This window comes from Elioraea thermophila (ex Habib et al. 2022) (assembly GCF_003336755.1).
Taxonomy (GTDB): domain Bacteria; phylum Pseudomonadota; class Alphaproteobacteria; order Acetobacterales; family Acetobacteraceae; genus Elioraea; species Elioraea thermophila.
The window spans coordinates 18730-35105 of the sequence record NZ_QMDI01000006.1 but is presented as its reverse complement, the minus strand read 5'-3'; the positions used below and the strand labels follow the sequence as shown (position 1 = coordinate 35105).

Annotated in this window: 14 protein-coding genes; 11 read left to right on the top strand and 3 right to left on the bottom strand. The window is 70.0% G+C overall.

Going from position 1 to position 16376, the window contains the following annotated elements; genetic code table 11:
• Positions 1-4: 4 nt before the first annotated feature.
• Positions 5-1408 carry a M20/M25/M40 family metallo-hydrolase gene (locus DWB05_RS09905; RefSeq protein ID WP_114377055.1) on the bottom strand — a complete coding sequence of 468 codons (1404 nt, stop codon included), beginning with the start codon at positions 1406-1408 and terminating at the stop codon, positions 5-7.
• 74 nt (positions 1409-1482) lie between these two features.
• On the opposite strand from DWB05_RS09905, the gene dgcN reads away from it, so the two are divergent.
• Both dgcN and dgcA read left to right on the top strand, forming a co-directional pair.
• Positions 1483-2505 carry an N-acetyltransferase DgcN gene (dgcN, locus tag DWB05_RS09900; RefSeq protein ID WP_114377054.1) on the top strand — a complete coding sequence of 341 codons (1023 nt, stop codon included), beginning with the start codon at positions 1483-1485 and terminating at the stop codon, positions 2503-2505.
• 14 nt (positions 2506-2519) lie between these two features.
• Positions 2520-3506, top strand: coding sequence for an N-acetyl-D-Glu racemase DgcA (dgcA, locus tag DWB05_RS09895; RefSeq protein WP_114377053.1), 987 nt, complete (start codon positions 2520-2522; stop codon positions 3504-3506).
• 20 nt (positions 3507-3526) lie between these two features.
• Here the strand turns inward: dgcA and DWB05_RS09890 are convergent, their stop codons facing one another.
• Positions 3527-4726 carry a urate hydroxylase PuuD gene (locus tag DWB05_RS09890; RefSeq protein WP_114377052.1) on the bottom strand — a complete coding sequence of 400 codons (1200 nt, stop codon included), beginning with the start codon at positions 4724-4726 and terminating at the stop codon, positions 3527-3529.
• 210 nt (positions 4727-4936) lie between these two features.
• Between DWB05_RS09890 and DWB05_RS09885 the strand changes: the two genes are divergently transcribed.
• The gene (locus DWB05_RS09885; RefSeq protein ID WP_114377051.1) at positions 4937-5968 is read left to right on the top strand and encodes a LacI family DNA-binding transcriptional regulator; all 1032 of its coding nucleotides are present in this window, start codon (positions 4937-4939) and stop codon (positions 5966-5968) included.
• A gap of 31 nt (positions 5969-5999) precedes the next feature.
• On the opposite strand, the gene DWB05_RS14680 is transcribed toward DWB05_RS09885, so the two are convergent.
• Entirely contained in the window at positions 6000-7184 is a 1185-nt protein-coding gene (locus tag DWB05_RS14680) for a mandelate racemase/muconate lactonizing enzyme family protein (RefSeq protein WP_198669135.1), read from the bottom strand.
• A gap of 123 nt (positions 7185-7307) precedes the next feature.
• On the opposite strand from DWB05_RS14680, the gene DWB05_RS09875 reads away from it, so the two are divergent.
• From DWB05_RS09875 to DWB05_RS09840, 8 genes are all read left to right on the top strand, one after another.
• Positions 7308-9236 (top strand): ABC transporter substrate-binding protein, encoded by a 1929-nt coding sequence (locus tag DWB05_RS09875; protein ID WP_198669134.1) that lies wholly within the window; start codon positions 7308-7310, stop codon positions 9234-9236.
• 6 nt (positions 9237-9242) lie between these two features.
• Positions 9243-10229, top strand: coding sequence for an ABC transporter permease (locus tag DWB05_RS09870; protein ID WP_114377049.1), 987 nt, complete (start codon positions 9243-9245; stop codon positions 10227-10229).
• Positions 10230-10234: 5 nt separating this feature from the next.
• The gene (locus tag DWB05_RS09865; RefSeq protein ID WP_114377048.1) at positions 10235-11374 is read left to right on the top strand and encodes an ABC transporter permease; all 1140 of its coding nucleotides are present in this window, start codon (positions 10235-10237) and stop codon (positions 11372-11374) included.
• On the top strand, positions 11367-12392 hold the full coding sequence (locus DWB05_RS09860; RefSeq protein ID WP_198669133.1) for an ABC transporter ATP-binding protein: 1026 nt from the start codon (positions 11367-11369) through the stop codon (positions 12390-12392). Before DWB05_RS09865 ends, DWB05_RS09860 begins: the two co-directional genes overlap by 8 nt.
• On the top strand, positions 12389-13402 hold the full coding sequence (locus tag DWB05_RS09855; protein WP_232818494.1) for an ABC transporter ATP-binding protein: 1014 nt from the start codon (positions 12389-12391) through the stop codon (positions 13400-13402). Before DWB05_RS09860 ends, DWB05_RS09855 begins: the two co-directional genes overlap by 4 nt.
• A 154-nt stretch (positions 13403-13556) precedes the next feature.
• Positions 13557-14528, top strand: a complete 972-nt coding sequence (locus DWB05_RS09850; RefSeq protein ID WP_114377046.1) for a TRAP transporter substrate-binding protein — start codon at positions 13557-13559, stop codon at positions 14526-14528.
• Positions 14529-14563: 35 nt separating this feature from the next.
• A complete protein-coding gene (locus tag DWB05_RS09845) occupies positions 14564-15070 on the top strand; it encodes a TRAP transporter small permease (protein ID WP_114377045.1) in 507 nt (168 codons plus the stop codon).
• Between the two features lie 6 nt (positions 15071-15076).
• The gene (locus DWB05_RS09840) at positions 15077-16366 is read left to right on the top strand and encodes a TRAP transporter large permease (protein ID WP_114377044.1); all 1290 of its coding nucleotides are present in this window, start codon (positions 15077-15079) and stop codon (positions 16364-16366) included.
• Positions 16367-16376: the final 10 nt, after the last annotated feature.

The following is a 16376-nucleotide window of genomic DNA, read 5'->3' as shown; positions in this document are numbered from 1 at the left end:
CGCGTCAGCGGCGTCGCGGCGCACCACCTTGGCCGAGGTCCCACCACAGCCCCGCCATCGCTGCCATCCCCTCGCGCAAAAGGCGCGGATCGGCATGCTCGTCGGGCCCGTGTTGGCGGCAGCCATTGTAGCTGTGCGGGATCCAAACGAGCGGCGTGCCGAGCTCGTCGACGAACACGTCGCCCGGCAAGCCACCCGACGCGTTGGGCAGGATCAGCGCCGGCTGGCCGAGGCTGGCGGCGAGGCTGTCGGCCGCGAAACGCACCCAAGGGTGGTCAGGGTCGGTGCGGCTCGCCGCCATGCGCACGCCCGCATGTTCGATGGCGACATCGCTGAACCCCGCGGCGTCGAGATGCGCCCGCAGCGCCGGCACGAACCGCGCCGGATCGACATCGACCGTATAGCGAAGCTGGCAATGCGCGCGGGCATCGGGGGCAACGGCGTTCACCGGCGCTTCGGGCTTGCCGGACACCATCGCGAGCACGATGAAACCGGTCCAGGCGTAGATCTTCTCGGCCGGGCTGAGCCCCGGCTCTCCCCAGCCAGGGTCGATCACCGCCGCCTCGCCGCCACCGCCCACCGGGCAGTCCGCGAGCGCGGCCTTCACCGAAGCCGGGATGGCTGAGGGGAGCCACTCACGCACGAGGATGCGACCCTGGCGATCGCAGATCGCGGCCAGCACGTGCGCGAGTTCGACCGCCGGGTCGCGCGTGATGCCGCCCCAGTGGCCGGAGTGCACCCCGCCAGCGCGGCGTCGGATGACGAGGTCGAAGTGGAAGGTGCCGCGCGAGCCGCAGGCGATGGTGGGCCGATCGGGCGCGACGCGCGGGCCATCCGAGCCGATGAGCACGTCGGCGGCGAGGGTCTCGCGGTGGGCGGCGACGAACTCGCGCAGGCCGCCCGAGCCGCGCTCCTCCGCGGTTTCGATCAGCACGGTGAGGTTGAAGCCGAGCCTGCCGCCGCGTGCGGCGAGCACGGCCTCGAGGGCGGCGAGCCCCAGCGCATGCTGCCCCTTGTTGTCGGCCGTTCCGCGCCCGTACCAGAGACCGTCCCGCTCGGCGAGGCGCCACGGCGAAAGCCCGGCCGACCACTGCTCGTCAAGGCCGCGCACCGTATCGCCATGACCATAGAACAGCACGCGCGGCAGCCCCTCGCCCTCTTGGCGCTGGGCGACCAGGATCGGGCCAAGCCCCGCTTGCGGGTTGGGATGGATCGCCACCCTGAACCCCATTTCGGCGAGCCAGGGCGCGATCCCCTCGCGCAGATAGCGGTCGAGATCCGCAGCGTGGGCGGGGTCCTGGCTGGTCGACGGGATGGCGACCAGCCGCGCCAGGCGCTCGCGGAAGGCGCCCTCGTCGAAGCGGGCGAGTGCGGTCGCGATCGCCCGCGCGCGGTCATCGGCAAGCATGCGCGAAGCCTGTCGCGCGCCCGCGCCCCCGTCCAGTCTCGACGGGAGCAAGGCAGGCCTCTAGCGTGCGCGCCATGACCGAGACCGCAGGCTTCGCGATCCCGACACCCTATCTCGTCTTCCTCGGCGCGGCGCACGACCAGCTCGCCGGCAAGACCGGCGTCGGCGTGGCGCAGTGGCGGCGCGAGGCCTGTGTCGGGCAGATGCGGCTGCCCGGCTGCCGGGCCGATGCCGGGTTGCCCGACCTTTCGCTGGAGGATGCAGCGGCACGCGGGGCGAAGACCTTCCTGATCGGCACCACCACCCGCGGCGGGCGGATCGATCGCGACTGGATCCCGCTTCTCCTGCGCGCGCTCGAGCTCGGCATGGACATCGCCTCCGGCCTGCATGATCGGGTGGCGGACATCCCCGAGGTGGCGGAGGCGGCGCGGCGGCTCGGGCGATCGATCCACGACGTGCGCCACCCGCGCGGCAGCTTCCCCGTCGGCACGGGAGAAAAACGATCCGGCAAGCGCGTGCTCACCATCGGCACCGACTGTTCGATCGGCAAGATGTTCACCGCGCTCGCGCTGCACCGCGCGATGATCGAGGCGGGGATGAAGGCGACGTTCCGCGCCACCGGGCAGACGGGGATCCTGATCGCCGGGTCGGGGATTCCGCTCGATGCCGTCGTGGCCGACTTCATTTCCGGTGCGGTGGAGGTGCTCTGCCCCGCCAACGACCCCGATCATTGGGACGTGATCGAGGGCCAGGCGAGCGTGCTGCACCCTTCCTACGCCGGCGTGACGGTGGGGCTGGTGATGGGGGCGCAGCCCGACGCGATGGTGCTGGTGCACGACCCTACCCGGCGCACCATGCGCGGCCTCGGCTCCCGCCCCGTGCCTGGGATCGCCGAGACGATGGAGGCGCATCTCGCCACCGCGCGGGTGACCAACCCGAACGCGCGCATCATCGGCATCAGTCTCAACACGCAGCACATGGCGGAGAAAGACGCGCTGGCGGAGATCGCGCGCACGGCGGAACGGTTCGCACTGCCGACCATCGATCCGGCGCGCACCGGCTGTGCGCCGCTCATCGAGGCGCTGCGCGCGATCTGAGCAGCGATCGCACCATGGTCGCGCATCTGTCCGTCCGCCAGGAGGTGTTTCCGCTCGCGCGCACCTTCCGCATCAGCCGGGGCGCGCGTTCTGAGGCGCGCGTCGTCGTCTGCGAGATCGAGGAGGAGGGCCTCATCGGCCGCGGCGAGTGCGTGCCGTACGCACGCTACGGCGAGACCGCGGTGGATGTGGTGGCGGCGATCGCGGCGATCGGGCCGGCGATCGCGGCTGGCCTCGGGCGCGAGGGGCTCGCGCATGCGATGCGCCCCGGGGCGGCACGCAACGCCGTCGATTGCGCGCTGTGGGATCTCGAGGCGAAACGATCGGGCAAGCGTGTGTGGGAGCTTGCCGGGCTTGCCCCGCCCGAACCGCTGGTGACCGCCTTCACCCTCGCCGTCGACACGCCGGAGGCGATGGCGGAGGCGGCGGCCGCCGCAGCGGCGATGCCGGTGCTGAAACTCAAGCTGACCGGCGATGGTCTGGACGCCGCGCGGATCGCCGCCGTGCGTGCCGCAGCACCCGCGGCGCGGCTGATCGTCGATGCCAATGAATCGCTGAGCCTCGGTGCGCTGGAGCGGCTCGCGCCGACTCTGGTCGACGCGAAGGTGGAGCTGCTCGAACAGCCGCTGCCGGCGGACGCCGATGAGGGCCTGCGCGGCCGCGACTGGGGCGTGCCGATCGGCGCCGACGAGTCGGTGCACGATACCGCCACACTCGACCGCCTCGTCGGCCTCTACGGCGTCGTGAACATCAAGCTCGACAAGACGGGCGGGCTCACCGAGGCGCTGCGACTGAGGGCGAATGCCGAACGGCTCGGCTTTCGCATCATGGTGGGCTGCATGGTCGGCTCGTCGCTGGCGATGGCGCCGGCGCATCTCGTCGCGCAAGGTGCGGCGTTCGTCGATCTCGACGGGCCGCTGTGGTTGGCGCGCGATCGCGACCAAGGGCTGCGCTACGAGAACGGCCTCGTTCACCCGCCCGAGCCCGCGCTCTGGGGCTGACGGCGGCGGGGGTGATCGGTTCAGGGCGAAGAGAGCCAGGCCGCCAGCACGCGGCGTTCGTCGTCCGTCATCCCGGTCAGGTTGTTCGGCGGCATGGATCGCGTCAGCACGGCGTGCAGTCGGATCGCCTCCGCTTGGCGCGCGATCGCGGCATCAGTGTCGAGCAGCACCCCCTTCGGTGCCGCCGCGATACCGGCCCAGACGGGTTGCGGCATGTGGCACATCGAACAGCGGGTGAGCATGATGTCCGCCACCTCCGCCGGCACGGGGCGCTGGGGTGCGGCACGCTGGGCGGGTTCGCCGTTCGGGCCTGGGGCGGCAACGATGGAGAGCGCGATCGCCGCCGCCATGGCCGCCCCCGCCGCGCCCCACGCCCACCACGGTGACCCACGCCCCGCATGATGCAGGTTGTAGAAGACGCGCACGAGCGCCCCGGCGATGGTCACCAGCGCGACCATGAGTGGGATCACCCAAGGCCTGCTCCACGCGAGCGGGTAATGGTTCGCGATCATCATGAACACGACGGGCAGCGTGATGTAGTTGTTGTGCGTGCTGCGCTGCTTGCCGGCCTTGCCGAGGGCGGGGTCTGGGGCGCGGCCCGCCTTGAGGTCGGCAACGATGATGCGCTGGTTGGGGATGATGACGAAGAACACGTTGCCGGTCATCACCGTGCCCAGCACGGCGCCCGTGTGCAGCATCGCCGCCCGCCCCGAGAAGACGTGCGCGAACACCGCCGAGAGCCCGACGACGAACAGGAACAGGAGTGCGAGCAGTGCCGCGTCGTTGTCCTTCAGCCGCGACTTGCAGAGCGCGTCGTAGACGAGCCAGCCGAGGACGAGCCCGGAGACGCCGATCGCCGCCGCGAGCGGTGGCGCGATGTCGAGCACCGCGGGGTCGATCAGGTAGAGTTCCGCCTGGGCGTAGTAGATCCAGGCGAGCAGAAGTGCGCCCGAGATCCAGGTCCAATACGCCTGCCACTTGTGCCACACGAGCTCTGGCGGCAGTGCCGGGGGGGCGACCGTCCATTTGCGCATCTCGTAGAAGCCACCGCCATGCACCTGCCAGGACGAGCCGAGCACGCCCTCGGGCAGATCAGGCCTTCGCTTCAAGAGCGCGTCGAGGTGCATGAAGAAGAAGCTCGCCCCGATCCACGCCATGCCGGCGATGATGTGTAGCCAGCGCAGGATCGCACTGCCCCATTCCCAAAGATACGGCTCCATTGCTCCTCCGATCCGCGGCGCGCGGCACGATGTGCTCCGTCCCGGCCACCGCGCAATGGGCAAGCAACCGCCGTTCCGCCGCGCTCGGCGCGAAAGCCCATTTGGCCCAGCCGACTGAGACGCGGGCTTGCGCGCAGCGGCGATCTTGGCGCATCAGCCGCCAAGGTGCTCCGCAGCGACCGCGGGCGACGGACGGTACGAGCCGGAGGAATGAGCAAGGATCGGGCAGGGAGTGCGGAGTTTCTCGGCCTGCGCGACATCGCCGCCCATGCCGGCGTGTCGCACATGACCGTCTCGCGGGTGATCCGCCGCCCCGAGACCGTCGCCGAACCGACTCGCCAACGCGTCCTCGCCGCGATCGAGGCGCTCGGCTACGTGCCGAACCTCGCCGCGCGCGATCTCGTCCGCGGATCCTCGAGCTTCGTCTGCATGGTGGTGTCCTCGCTGCAGAACGTGTTCTTCGCCGCCACGGTGGAAGGGCTGGTGCGCGGGCTCGACCCGCTCGGGCTGCAGGTGATGCTGGGTGATGCGGGGTTCTCGGCCGAGCGGGAGGCGCGGCTCGTGCGCGGCTTCGTCGCCCGTCGCCCTGCCGGCGTGGTGCTGATGGGGACCGACCACGCTCCCGAGACGGTGCGGCTGCTTTCGCGCAGCCGTGCGCCGGTGGTGGAGACGTGGGACCTGACCCGGGCACCGATCGGCGCCTGCGTGGGGTTCGACAACGTTGCGGTCGGTCGGCTCGCCGCACGCCACTTCCGCGCCATCGGCGCGCGGCGCGCCGTCGTGCTCGGACGTTCGACGCCGCGCAACCGCAAGCGCATCGCCGGGTTTCTCGCCGAGGCGAAGGAAGTGGGGCTCGCCCATGCGCGTCATGTCGAACTCGCCGACGGCCATGCGCTGCGTGTCGGCCGCGAGGCGCTGGCGGGGCTGCTCGATCAGGCAGCGGACGACCGTCCCGATGCGCTGTTCTTCGTCAGCGACACCCTCGCCATCGGTGCCCTGCTCGAGGCGACGCGGCGCGGCGTGGCGGTGCCGCAGGAGGTGGCCATTCTCGGCTTCGGCGACCATCCGCTCGGGCCGGAACTCACGCCGTCGCTGAGCACGATCACCGCCCCGCTCGAGGAGATGGGGCACGAGGCGGCGCGGCTGATCGCCGGGGCGCTTGCTGGCGAGGATATCCGCGGCCGCGTGTTCGATCTCGGCCTGTCGCTCATTGCGCGAGAGAGCACGGCGCGCGCAGGGTGAGGTTAGGTGGCGCACGAGAGCCGGACGCGGCTCAGGCCACTGTCCGCCAGCCGATTGTATCGATGACGGTACGGGGGTAACGGCAGACGAAGTCGTCGTTCAGTTCGACGCCGAGGCCGGGTCGGTCCGGGATGGCGATGCGGGTGGCGTGGGGCCGGCGCTCGAGAGGGTCGCGCAGGATGTCGTAGCGGCCGTCGCTCCAATACGGGAACCATTCCTGGATCAGGATGTTCGGCACCGCGGCGACGAGCTGCAGCGAGGCCGCTGTGTTGATTGGCCCTGCGCAGTTGTGCGGGGCGAGATCCACCCCGTAGGCTTCCGCAAGGGCCGCGATGCGCACCATCTCCGTGAAACCGCCCGACAGCCCGATGTCGCACTGCAGGATGTCGAGCGCGCGCGTCTCGACGAAGGGGCGCACCTCGTAGCGCGTGTAGAGCCGATCACCCCCAGCGAGCGGCAGCGGAACCGCCTCGCGGATCTCGCGAAACCACTGTGCGGACAGCGTCTCCACCGGGTCCTCGTAGAAGAACACGTCGTATTCCGCGAAGCGTCGACCGAGCCGGATCGCGTTCGTCACGCTCATCATCCCGTGCAGGTCGAGCATCAGTTTGACGTCGGGGCCCACCGCGCGCCGCACCGCGGCGACGCGCGCGAGGCCGAGCCGTGCGAAGTCCTCGTCGATCTGCGCCGCCGGGAAAGCGAAGCGACCATCCGCCGTCATGCGGTAGGGGTCGAACTTCAGCGCTCGGTACCCATCGGCGACGACGCGCGCGGCGCGATCGGCGAACTCCTCCGGCGTGATGGCATCGCCGTACCAGCCGTTGACGTAGAGTTCGATCTCGCTGCGATGGCCGCCGCCAAGCAGAGCCCAGACGGGACGGCCGGCAAGCTTGCCCTTGATGTCCCACAGCGCCTGGTCGATCGCGGAGATGGCCCCCCAGTGCGCAGGTCCGCCGCCCGGGCCCCAGAAGCTCTCGCGCATGATCTTGGTCCAGAGCGCACTCGTCTGTTCGACCGGCCAGCCGACGACGTATTTCGCGGCGAGATGGCGGATCTGCGCCGCCGCCGCCTTCGCGCCGTCGCCGTAGATCATCGCCGCCTCGCCGATGCCCGAGGGCCCGTCCTCCGTGTTCACCCGCACGATGATGAAGTTGTGCGGCCGAGGCAGGTGTTTGAAGTCGATGTCGAACACCTCGACCGAGCGGACACGGTGCATGAGGGCGATTCCCCAGGGGCGAAGAGGCGGCGCTTGTTCACGGTAACATAATCGGATATGAAAGGCGCGGGAAGACGACGCGCGCGGCACAGGCCACGCGGTTCGGGCGACAGGGAGGGAACGATGACAGAGGGCAACCACTTGGCATCGACACGTCGCGCCGTGCTCGCCGGTGCAATGGCGATGGCCGCCGCACCGCTTATGCCCCGTCCCGTCGCAGCCCGCGAAGTGCCATCCCTCGCTGCCGACGTCGCGGCAGGTCGCTTGCCGCCGCTTGCCGAGCGATTGCCAGAGGAGCCGCTGGTGGTCCAGCCGGTCGAGCGCATCGGGCGGTATGGCGGCACTTGGCGCGCGGGCTTGCGCGGCGGCGGCGACACCATCGGGCTCATCCGCATGCTCGGCTACGAACCGCTCGTCGCCTGGGACCGCGAATGGCGCAACGTCGTGCCGCATCTCGCAACCGCCTGGGAGGTGAGCGACGAGGCGCGGGTCTACACCTTCCGGCTGCGTCGCGGCGTGCGCTGGTCGGACGGCAAGCCCTTCACCGCCGAAGATATCGCCTTCGTCGTCAACGACCTGTTCGCGCACCCGGATTGGCCGGGGGGTGCGCCGACCTGGCTCCGCTCAGGCGGCGCTGGCCCTCGTGCCGAGGTGGTCGATGCCCACACACTGCGTCTCGTCTTCCGCGCCCCGCACGGCCTTCTCCTGCAGCATCTTGCCACCGGTCGGGGCACGGAGCTCACCATGTACCAGCGCGCCCACTGCGCGCAGTTCCACCCGGCCACCAACCCGAACGTCGAACAGCTCGTGCGCGAGGGCAACCACCGCAACTGGGTCGCCTTGTTCCAGGCGCGCTGTGGTCAGGTATTCACCGCCCAGCGTTGGCAGCCGACGATCCCGACCCTCAACGCCTGGATCCCGGAGACGCCGTATACCGGTGCGACCCAGGTGCTGAACTTCCGCCGCAATCCGTTCTACTGGAAGGTCGATCCGGAGGGAAACCAGCTGCCCTATCTCGACCGCGTGTCGTTCCGCATCAGCGACAGCGTCGAGGACCTGACGCTGCGCGCGATGGCGGGTGAAATCGACATGCAGGACCGCCACATCGCCACACTCGCCAACCGCGCCGTGTTTCACGACAACCGCGAACGAGGCGGTTACCGCTTTTTTGAGGTCGTGCCCGACCTCTACAACGCGGTTGCGCTGATGCTGAATCAGACGCACCGCGACCCTGTGATGCGATCGGTGCTCGGGAACCGCGAGGTGCGGCGCGCGCTGAGCCACGCCATCAACCGCCGCGAGATCATCGACGCCGTGTTCGTGGGCCAAGGCAGGCCGTGGGGCCTCGGGTCGCGGCCGGAGTCGCCGCTGTACCAGCCGGGCGTGGGCGAGGCGCACACCGTCTTCGACCGCGCCCTCGCCAACCGGCTGCTCGACGAGGCGGGGCTGCGCAACCGCGACCGGCAGGGCTTCCGCCTGCTTCCCGATGGTCGCCGCTTCAGCATCGAGGTGATGATCATCCCCGCCGTGCGGCCGGAGTGGGGAGACGCGGCGGAGATGATCCAGCGCGACTGGCGCCAGGTCGGGGTCGAGCTGCGCATCGCCACCATCGACCGTACGCTGATGGAGGAGCGGCGCAATCGCAACGAGTTCGACGCCCTGATCTGGGAGGGCTCGGCAGGGTTGGGAGAGGCCCTGCAACCCGATCACTTCCTGCCCTCCTCCTGGTGGTCGGCCTTCGGCATTGCCTGGTTCCGTTGGGTGCAGAGCCCGACCCATCCCGACGCGATGGAGCCCCCCGCGCACGTGAAGCGCCAGCTCGCCCTCTACGACGAGATGCTGCGTTCGGCCGACCCGGCGGTGCAGGCGGAGCGGATGAAGGAGATCATCCGCATCGCCTCCGATCAGCTCTATGCCATCGGCATCGTGCTGCCACCGAACGGCTACGGCATCGTCCGCAACACCTTCCGCAACGTGCCGGCCTCCATGCCGGGCTCCTGGTCCTGGCCGCATCCCGGGCCGGTGCAGACCTCGCAGTTCTTCCTCGCCTGAGGGCGCGTGGCGCTCTTCCTCCTTCGTCGGCTCGGCGCGATGGTGGCCACCTTGGTGGCCATCTCGCTCATCGCCTTCGCGGTGATCGAGCTCCCGCCCGGCGATTTCGCCACCGCCTACGTGGCGGCGATGCAGGCGAACGGCGTGGTGATGACGGAAGAAGAGATCGCCGGGCTGCGCGCGGCCTACGGGCTCGACGGCGGCCTCCTCGAGCGCTACGCGGCCTGGATCTGGGCCATCCTCTCGCGCGGGGATTTCGGCCAGAGCTTCGAGTGGCGCCAGCCCGTCTCGGACCTGATCTGGGGCCGCGTCGGCATGTCGATGGTGGTGGAGCTCACCGCCCTCGTCGTCATGTGGTGCGTCGCGTTGCCGATCGGCGTCTATTCCGCCGTTCGCCGCTACACCGTCGGTGACTACGCCGCCACGCTGTTCGGCTTCCTGGGGCTGGCCGTGCCGAACTTCCTGCTCGCGCTCGGCTTGATGTACCTCTCCTTCCGGCTCACCGGCAGCGCGCTCTCGGGGCTGAACGACGATCGCTTCATCGACGCGCCCTGGGATGCCGCCCGCATCGCCGACTTTCTCGCCCATCTGTGGGCGCCGGTGCTGGTGCTCGCCACCGCCGGGATGGCGCATCTGATCCGCGTGCTGCGCGCCAACCTCCTCGACGAGCTGAACAAGCCATACGTCGTCGCCGCTCGCGCGCGCGGCCTGCCGGAGGGGCGGCTGATCTGGAAATATCCCGTTCGCGTCGCGCTCAACCCGCTCGTCAGCTCGATCGGGCTTCTCCTGCCGACCCTGATCTCATCCTCGGTCGTCGTCGGCGTGGTGATGAGCCTGCCGACCGCCGGTCCGCTTCTGCTCCGTGCGCTGATGTCGCAAGACACGTACCTTGCCGGCGCCTTCATTCTCCTGATGGGGACGCTCGCCATCCTCGGCACCGTGATCTCCGATCTCCTGCTCGCGCTGGTCGATCCGCGCGTGCGGCACCGCTGACGCCGATGTCCGCCGCTCCCCTCGCGCCGCCGGTGTCGTCGATGGCCGACCCGCTCGCCACCGCTTCAGGCTGGCGCCTGTTCTGGCTGCGCTTCCGCCGGCACCGTGTCGCCTTCGTCTCGCTCTGGATCGTCGTTGCCCTCTACGGGGTCGCCGCCTTCGCGGAGTTCCTCGCCCCGCATCCGCCCGATCGCACCATGGGGCGCTACACCTACGCCCCGCCCCAGCCCTTCGGCCTGTTCTGGACCGATCCGACGACCGGCGAGACCGCGTTCCGCCCCCATGTCGACGGCTACCGGGTCGAGATCGACCCGGTGGCGTTGCGGCGCAGTTTCGTTCCCGACGCGACCCGGCCCGTCGATGTTTGCCTCTTTCCCCGCGTCGAGCCTTATCGGCTGTGGGGGGTCGTTCCGCTGGAGCATCGCCTGTTCGGGCCGTGCGATCCGAACGATCCGTTCTTCCTGTTCGGCGCCGATCGGTTGGGGCGCGACGTGCTGTCGCGCACCATCCACGGCACGCGGATTTCGCTCTCCGTCGGGCTGATCGGCGTCGCGCTCAGCCTCCTGCTCGGCATCGCCATCGGTGGTGCGGCCGGCTACGTCGGCGGGGCGTTGGATGCCGCCGTGCAGCGCGTCTCGGAGGTGTTGCGTTCGCTGCCGACCATCCCGCTATGGCTCGGCCTCGCTGCCGCCCTGCCGCGGGAGTGGGACCCGCTCACCATCTACTTCGCCATCACCGTGCTGCTGTCGCTGATCGGCTGGATCGAGCTCGCCCGGGTGGTGCGCGGCCGGTTCCTCGCTTTGAGGGGCGAGGACTTCGTGCTTGCCGCGAGGATCGAGGGCATGCACCCGGTGCGCGTGGTGATGCGCCACATGGTGCCGCAGGTGACGAGCCACGTCATCGCCACCGCTACGCTCGCCATCCCGGCAATGATCCTCGCCGAAACCGCACTCTCCTTCCTTGGGCTCGGGCTGCAGCCGCCGCTCGTCAGTTGGGGCGTGCTCTTGCAGGAGGCGCAGAACATCCGCTCGGTCGCAGCGGCGCCATGGCTGTTCCTGCCCGGTGGCGCGGTCGTACTCGCCGTCCTCTGTCTCAACTTCCTCGGTGACGGGTTACGGGATGCGGCCGACCCCTATGATGTCTGAGCACACCGGGCGCGACCCGGTCCCGCAACCCCTGTTGCGCGTCGAAGGCCTCCGCGTCGCCTTCGGGCCTTACGAGGCGGTGCGCGGCGTCGACTTTTCGATCGCGCCCGGCCGGGTGCTTTGTCTCGTCGGCGAGTCGGGCTGCGGCAAGAGCGTGACCGCGCGTGCGGTGATGCGCCTGGTCGAACCGGCAGGTCGGGTGACGGCAGGGCGGATCCTCTGGCACGGCGGCGAAAGTGCTGAGGCGATGGACCTGGCGGCGCTCGATTCCCGCGGGCGGGACATGAGGGCCCTGCGCGGACCAGGCATGGCGATGATCTTCCAGGAGCCGATGAGTGCGCTGAGCCCCGTGCACACCATCGGCGAGCAGCTGACCGAACCGATGCGCCTGCACCTCGGGCTGTCGCGCAAGGCGGCCGAGGAGCGCGCCGTCGACCTCCTCGCGCGCGTCGGCATTCCCAATCCCCGCGCGCGCCTCTCGGCCTACGCCTTCCAGCTTTCGGGCGGGATGCGCCAGCGCGCGATGATCGCGATCGCGCTCGCCTGCTCGCCCAAGCTCCTCATCGCCGACGAGCCGACGACTGCGCTCGACGTCACCACCCAGGCGCAGGTGCTTGATCTCTTGGCCGAGCTTGTGCGCGAGCTCGGCATGGCGATGCTGTTCATCACGCACGATCTCGGCGTGGTGGCGCAGCTCGGGGACGAGGTCGCCGTGATGTACCTCGGACGGATCGTCGAGCGCGCGCCGGTATTCGACCTGTTCGATCGTCCGCACCATCCCTACACCCAGGCGCTGTTGCGCTCGGTGCCCTCGTTGCGCGGGCCGCGGCCGCGCCGTCTCGCGGCGATCGAGGGACTGGTGCCGTCGCTCGCCGCGCTGCCGCCGGGATGCGTGTTTCACCCGCGCTGCGAGCGCGCAGCAGCCGGCTTGTGTGACCGAGACGATCCTGCCGAAACCGCGACGGCGGACGGTCTGCGTACCGTGCGCTGCCACCGCGTCGAGGCCTTCGCGTCGTGACGGCGGAACCCATCCTCGCCCTGCGCGAGGTGACGATGACCTTCCCGGTGCGTCGTGGCTGGCTGTCGCGGCCCGCCGTTCTTCGTGCCGTCGCCGGGGTCACGCTCGACGTCCGCCCGGGCGAGGTGCTCGGCATCGTCGGGGAATCGGGCTGCGGCAAGACGACGCTCGGGCGCTGCATCGTCGGCGTCCATCCGCCAACCTCCGGTCGGATCCTGCTTCGCCCGCGCGACGGCGGGCCGCTGCGCGACATCACCCGGCGCGATCGCGCGCTGCAGGCCGAGCTCGCGCGGGACATCCGCATGATCTTCCAAGACCCGTTCGGCTCGCTCAATCCGCGCCTGACGGTGTTCGACATCGTCGCCGAACCTCTGCGGGTGCACGGCGAGGGAGGCGATCGCGCCGCGCTGGAGGACCGCGTGGCGGCGATGCTCGAAAAGGTGGGACTGCGGCCCGACGCCATGCGGCGCTATCCGCACGCCTTCTCGGGCGGGCAGAGGCAGCGTATCGGCATTGCGCGCGCGCTCATCCTCGGCCCCCGCATCGTGGTCGCCGATGAGGCGGTGAGCGCGCTCGACGTTTCGGTGCGCGCCCAGATCCTCAACCTGCTGCAGGACCTGCGCGAGGAGATGGGGCTCACCATCCTCTTCATCGGGCACGATCTCGGCGTCGTGCGCGCCTTCTGCGACCGGGTTGCGGTGATGTATTGCGGCGAGCTCGTCGAGGTCGCACCGGCGGAAGAGCTGTTCCGCGCCCCCGCGCACCCCTACACGGAGGTTCTTCTTTCCGCCGTGCCGGAACCCGATCCGCGCCTGCGTGGGCAGAAGCGCCGCATCGTCCTGCAGGGCGAGGTTCCGGATCCGCTGGCTCGCCCCTCGGGCTGCGTGTTCCATCCCCGCTGCCCCGCCGCGTTCGACCGCTGCCGCAACGAAGCCCCGGAGCTGACCTCGCGCGGCGACGGCCGGGCGGCCGCCTGCTGGCGGCACGAGGTCGTCCGCTCGGCTGCCTGAGGATCGCCTTGGCCGGCGGGCTGCGGGCCCTGGACGGCCCACCAGGTGCGGCGGAGCGCGACCTGTCCGTTTGGGCCCGTTGCGGCCCTGCCGTCGCCATGGCAGGCTGCGCTGCAACGGTCGCTTCGGTCCGAGAACAAAAACGGAGGAGACGATGGTTCGGGTATTGCTCGCTTTCGCCGCCGCAGCGGCTGTCGCGGTCGCTCCGGCAACGGCGCAGGAATGGCGCGGCTGGAACACGCATGGCGCGGGCTACCCGAACACGGTTGCCCTCGATCGCTGGGCGGAACTCGCCGCCGAGCGGAGCCAGGGCCGCATCCGCATCCGCATGTTCCACTCCGCGCAACTCGGCCAGCAGGACGAGGCGATCCAGCAGCTCCGCCTCGGCGCCATCGACGTGGCGAACTTCAACCTGACGCCGCTGAACAATCTCGTGCCCGAGACGCAGGTGTTCGCGCTGCCCTTCGTGTTCCGCGATGTTGGCCACCTGCACCGCGTGCTGGACGGACCGGCAGGCGCCATCGTGGCGCGCGAGATCGAGGCCAAGCTGGGGATGGTTGTGCTCGCATGGTTCGATTCCGGCGCGCGCAGCGTCTATACGCGCAATCGGCCGGTCCGCACGCCGGAGGACATGCGCGGGCTGAAGATCCGTGTGCAGACCTCCGACCTCTTCATCGACCTGATGCGCGCGCTTGGCGCCAACCCCGTGCCGCTTCCCTTCGGCGAACTCTACACCGCGCTGCAGACCGGCGTGGTCGACGGGGCGGAGAACAACTGGCCGTCCTACGAGGCGCAGCGCCATTTCGAGCACGCGCGGTTCTACTCGACGACCGAGCACTCGAACGTGCCGGAAATCGTTGTCGTCAACCGCATGCGCTGGGATCGCCTTTCACCGCAGGACCGTGAGATCCTGCGCACCACTGCGCGCGAGGCGGCTGAACTTCAGCGCCGTCTGTGGGCGGAGCGTGAGCGCGCCTCGCGCGAGAAGGTGATCGCTGCCGGCGTCGTGGTGACGGAGATCGAGGACCGCACGCCCTTCGCGCGGCTGATGGAGCCGCTCTACGCGAAGTACGCTGCGACCCCTGCCCTGCGCGCCCTGCTCGAACAGATCCGCAACACGCAGTGATGCAGCGCTGAGACGAGGGAAGGACGGGCGTTCGCGTGGCCGGCCTGCTCGAGACGGCATCGCGGGTGCTCGACGGGGTTTCAGGCGCGATCGTCGCCGCCGCGGGCGCCCTGCTGGTCGCTCTGGTCGCGGCGCTCAGCTGGATGGTGTTCGGCCGCTACGTGCTGAACGACACGCCGACCTGGGTTGAGCGTGGCGCGCAGCTCGCCATCCTGTGGGTGGTACTCCCCGTGGCGGCGGTCGGCGTGCGCGAGCGCTTTCACATGGCGGTCGAGCTTCTGCCGGCGGCCCTGCCGATCCGCGCGCGGTCCCTGCTCGCTTCCTCCGTCGAACTCGTGCTGTGCGGGCTTGGCCTCCTGATGGCCCATTGGGGTTGGGTGCTCGTCGAAACCTACCGCCCGTTCCGCATCCCCCTCCTTGGTCTGAGCCAAGCATGGCAGTTCGCGCCCGTCGCCTTGGCGGGCGTCCTCGTCTCCCTGTTCGCCCTCGAGGCGATGGCACGACGACTTTTCGGCCTGCCGCCGATCGGCGCGACCACCTGACGCGTCATGGGCCTTGCCGTCCTGTTCGGCGTCTTCGCGTTCGCCCTCGCCGCCGGGGTCCCGGTCTCCTTCGCGCTCGCGCTTGCGGCCGCCGCCGGGTTCTGGTGGGAGGGGCTGCCGCTCGCCGTCGCCTTCCAGCAGATGACCGCCGGCATGACGGTGTTCTCGTTGCTCGCCATCCCGTTCTTCATTTTTGCGGGCGAGATCATGCTGCACGGCGGCATCGCGCGTCGGCTCATCGCGCTCGCCGCCGCGGCGGTGGGGCCGGTGCGCGGCGGCTTGGGCATCGTCAACGTGCTCGCTTCCATGCTGTTCGGCGGCATTTCGGGCTCGGCGGTCGCCGACACCTCGGCCCTCGGCTCCATCCTGATTCCGGCGATGCGGGAGAAGGGCTACCACGTCGACTACGCCGTCAACGTGACCGTCACCTCCTCGATCGCGGGCGTGCTCATTCCGCCTTCGCACAACATGATCCTCTACTCGCTGGCGGCGGGCGGCGGGGTCTCGGTCTCCGCCCTCTTTCTCGCCGGCGTGGCGCCGGGGCTTCTGATGTGCCTTTGCCTCGCCGCCGTCGCCTGGTGGATCGGGGTGCGCCGCGGCTATGCCGGAGACCCGTTTCCGGGACTGCGCATCCTGTTGCGCGCTGCGGCCGACGCGCTGCCCGGCTTGATGACGGCGGTGATCATCCTGGGTGGCGTGTTGGGCGGGGTGTTCACCGTCACCGAGAGCGCGGCCGTGGGCGCCGCCTGGGCCGTCTTCGCCACCACCATCCTCTATCGCGAGCTCGGCTGGGAGGGCTTCGTTCGTGCCGTCGGTTCCGCCGTGCGCACCACCTCGGTCGTGCTGCTTCTGGTGGGTTCGGCGTCGGCCTTCGCGTACCTGCTCGCCCTGCACCGCGTGCCGGAGCGGTTGGCGACCGCGATGCTCGCAATCTCGACCGATCCCGTGCTGCTGCTTGCGCTGATCAACCTCGCCCTCCTCGCTCTCGGCGCGATCATGGACATGGCCGCGCTGATCCTGATCTGCACGCCGATCTTCCTCCCCGTGGCACAGGCGATCGGCGTCGATCCCGTCCAATTCGGCATGGTGATGATGATGAACCTGGGGCTGGGACTGACCACGCCTCCCGTGGGTTCCGTGCTGTTCGTCGGCTGCGCGATCGGCCGCGTGCGCATGGAGGAGGTGATGGGCTCGATCTGGCCCTTCTGGGGTGCGATCCTGGTGGCGCTGATGCTCGTCACCTACTGGCCGCCGCTCTCACTTGCCCTGCCGCGGGCCCTGCTCGGCGCGGTCTGACGCCGAACGC

What these genes read in the sequence shown, in the direction of transcription:
- DWB05_RS09885 (WP_114377051.1), top strand. Translation starts at nt 4,937, where the DNA reads ATGAGCAAGGATCGGGCAGGGAGTGCGGAGTTTCTCGGCCTGCGCGAC.
- DWB05_RS09850 (WP_114377046.1), top strand. Translation starts at nt 13,557, where the DNA reads ATGGTTCGGGTATTGCTCGCTTTCGCCGCCGCAGCGGCTGTCGCGGTC.
- dgcA (WP_114377053.1), top strand. Translation starts at nt 2,520, where the DNA reads ATGGTCGCGCATCTGTCCGTCCGCCAGGAGGTGTTTCCGCTCGCGCGC.
- DWB05_RS09905 (WP_114377055.1), bottom strand. Translation starts at nt 1,408, where the DNA reads ATGCTTGCCGATGACCGCGCGCGGGCGATCGCGACCGCACTCGCCCGC.
- DWB05_RS14680 (WP_198669135.1), bottom strand. Translation starts at nt 7,184, where the DNA reads ATGCACCGTGTCCGCTCGGTCGAGGTGTTCGACATCGACTTCAAACAC.
- DWB05_RS09865 (WP_114377048.1), top strand. Translation starts at nt 10,235, where the DNA reads ATGTCCGCCGCTCCCCTCGCGCCGCCGGTGTCGTCGATGGCCGACCCG.
- DWB05_RS09860 (WP_198669133.1), top strand. Translation starts at nt 11,367, where the DNA reads ATGTCTGAGCACACCGGGCGCGACCCGGTCCCGCAACCCCTGTTGCGC.
- DWB05_RS09875 (WP_198669134.1), top strand. Translation starts at nt 7,308, where the DNA reads ATGACAGAGGGCAACCACTTGGCATCGACACGTCGCGCCGTGCTCGCC.
- DWB05_RS09890 (WP_114377052.1), bottom strand. Translation starts at nt 4,726, where the DNA reads ATGGAGCCGTATCTTTGGGAATGGGGCAGTGCGATCCTGCGCTGGCTA.
- DWB05_RS09840 (WP_114377044.1), top strand. Translation starts at nt 15,077, where the DNA reads ATGGGCCTTGCCGTCCTGTTCGGCGTCTTCGCGTTCGCCCTCGCCGCC.
- dgcN (WP_114377054.1), top strand. Translation starts at nt 1,483, where the DNA reads ATGACCGAGACCGCAGGCTTCGCGATCCCGACACCCTATCTCGTCTTC.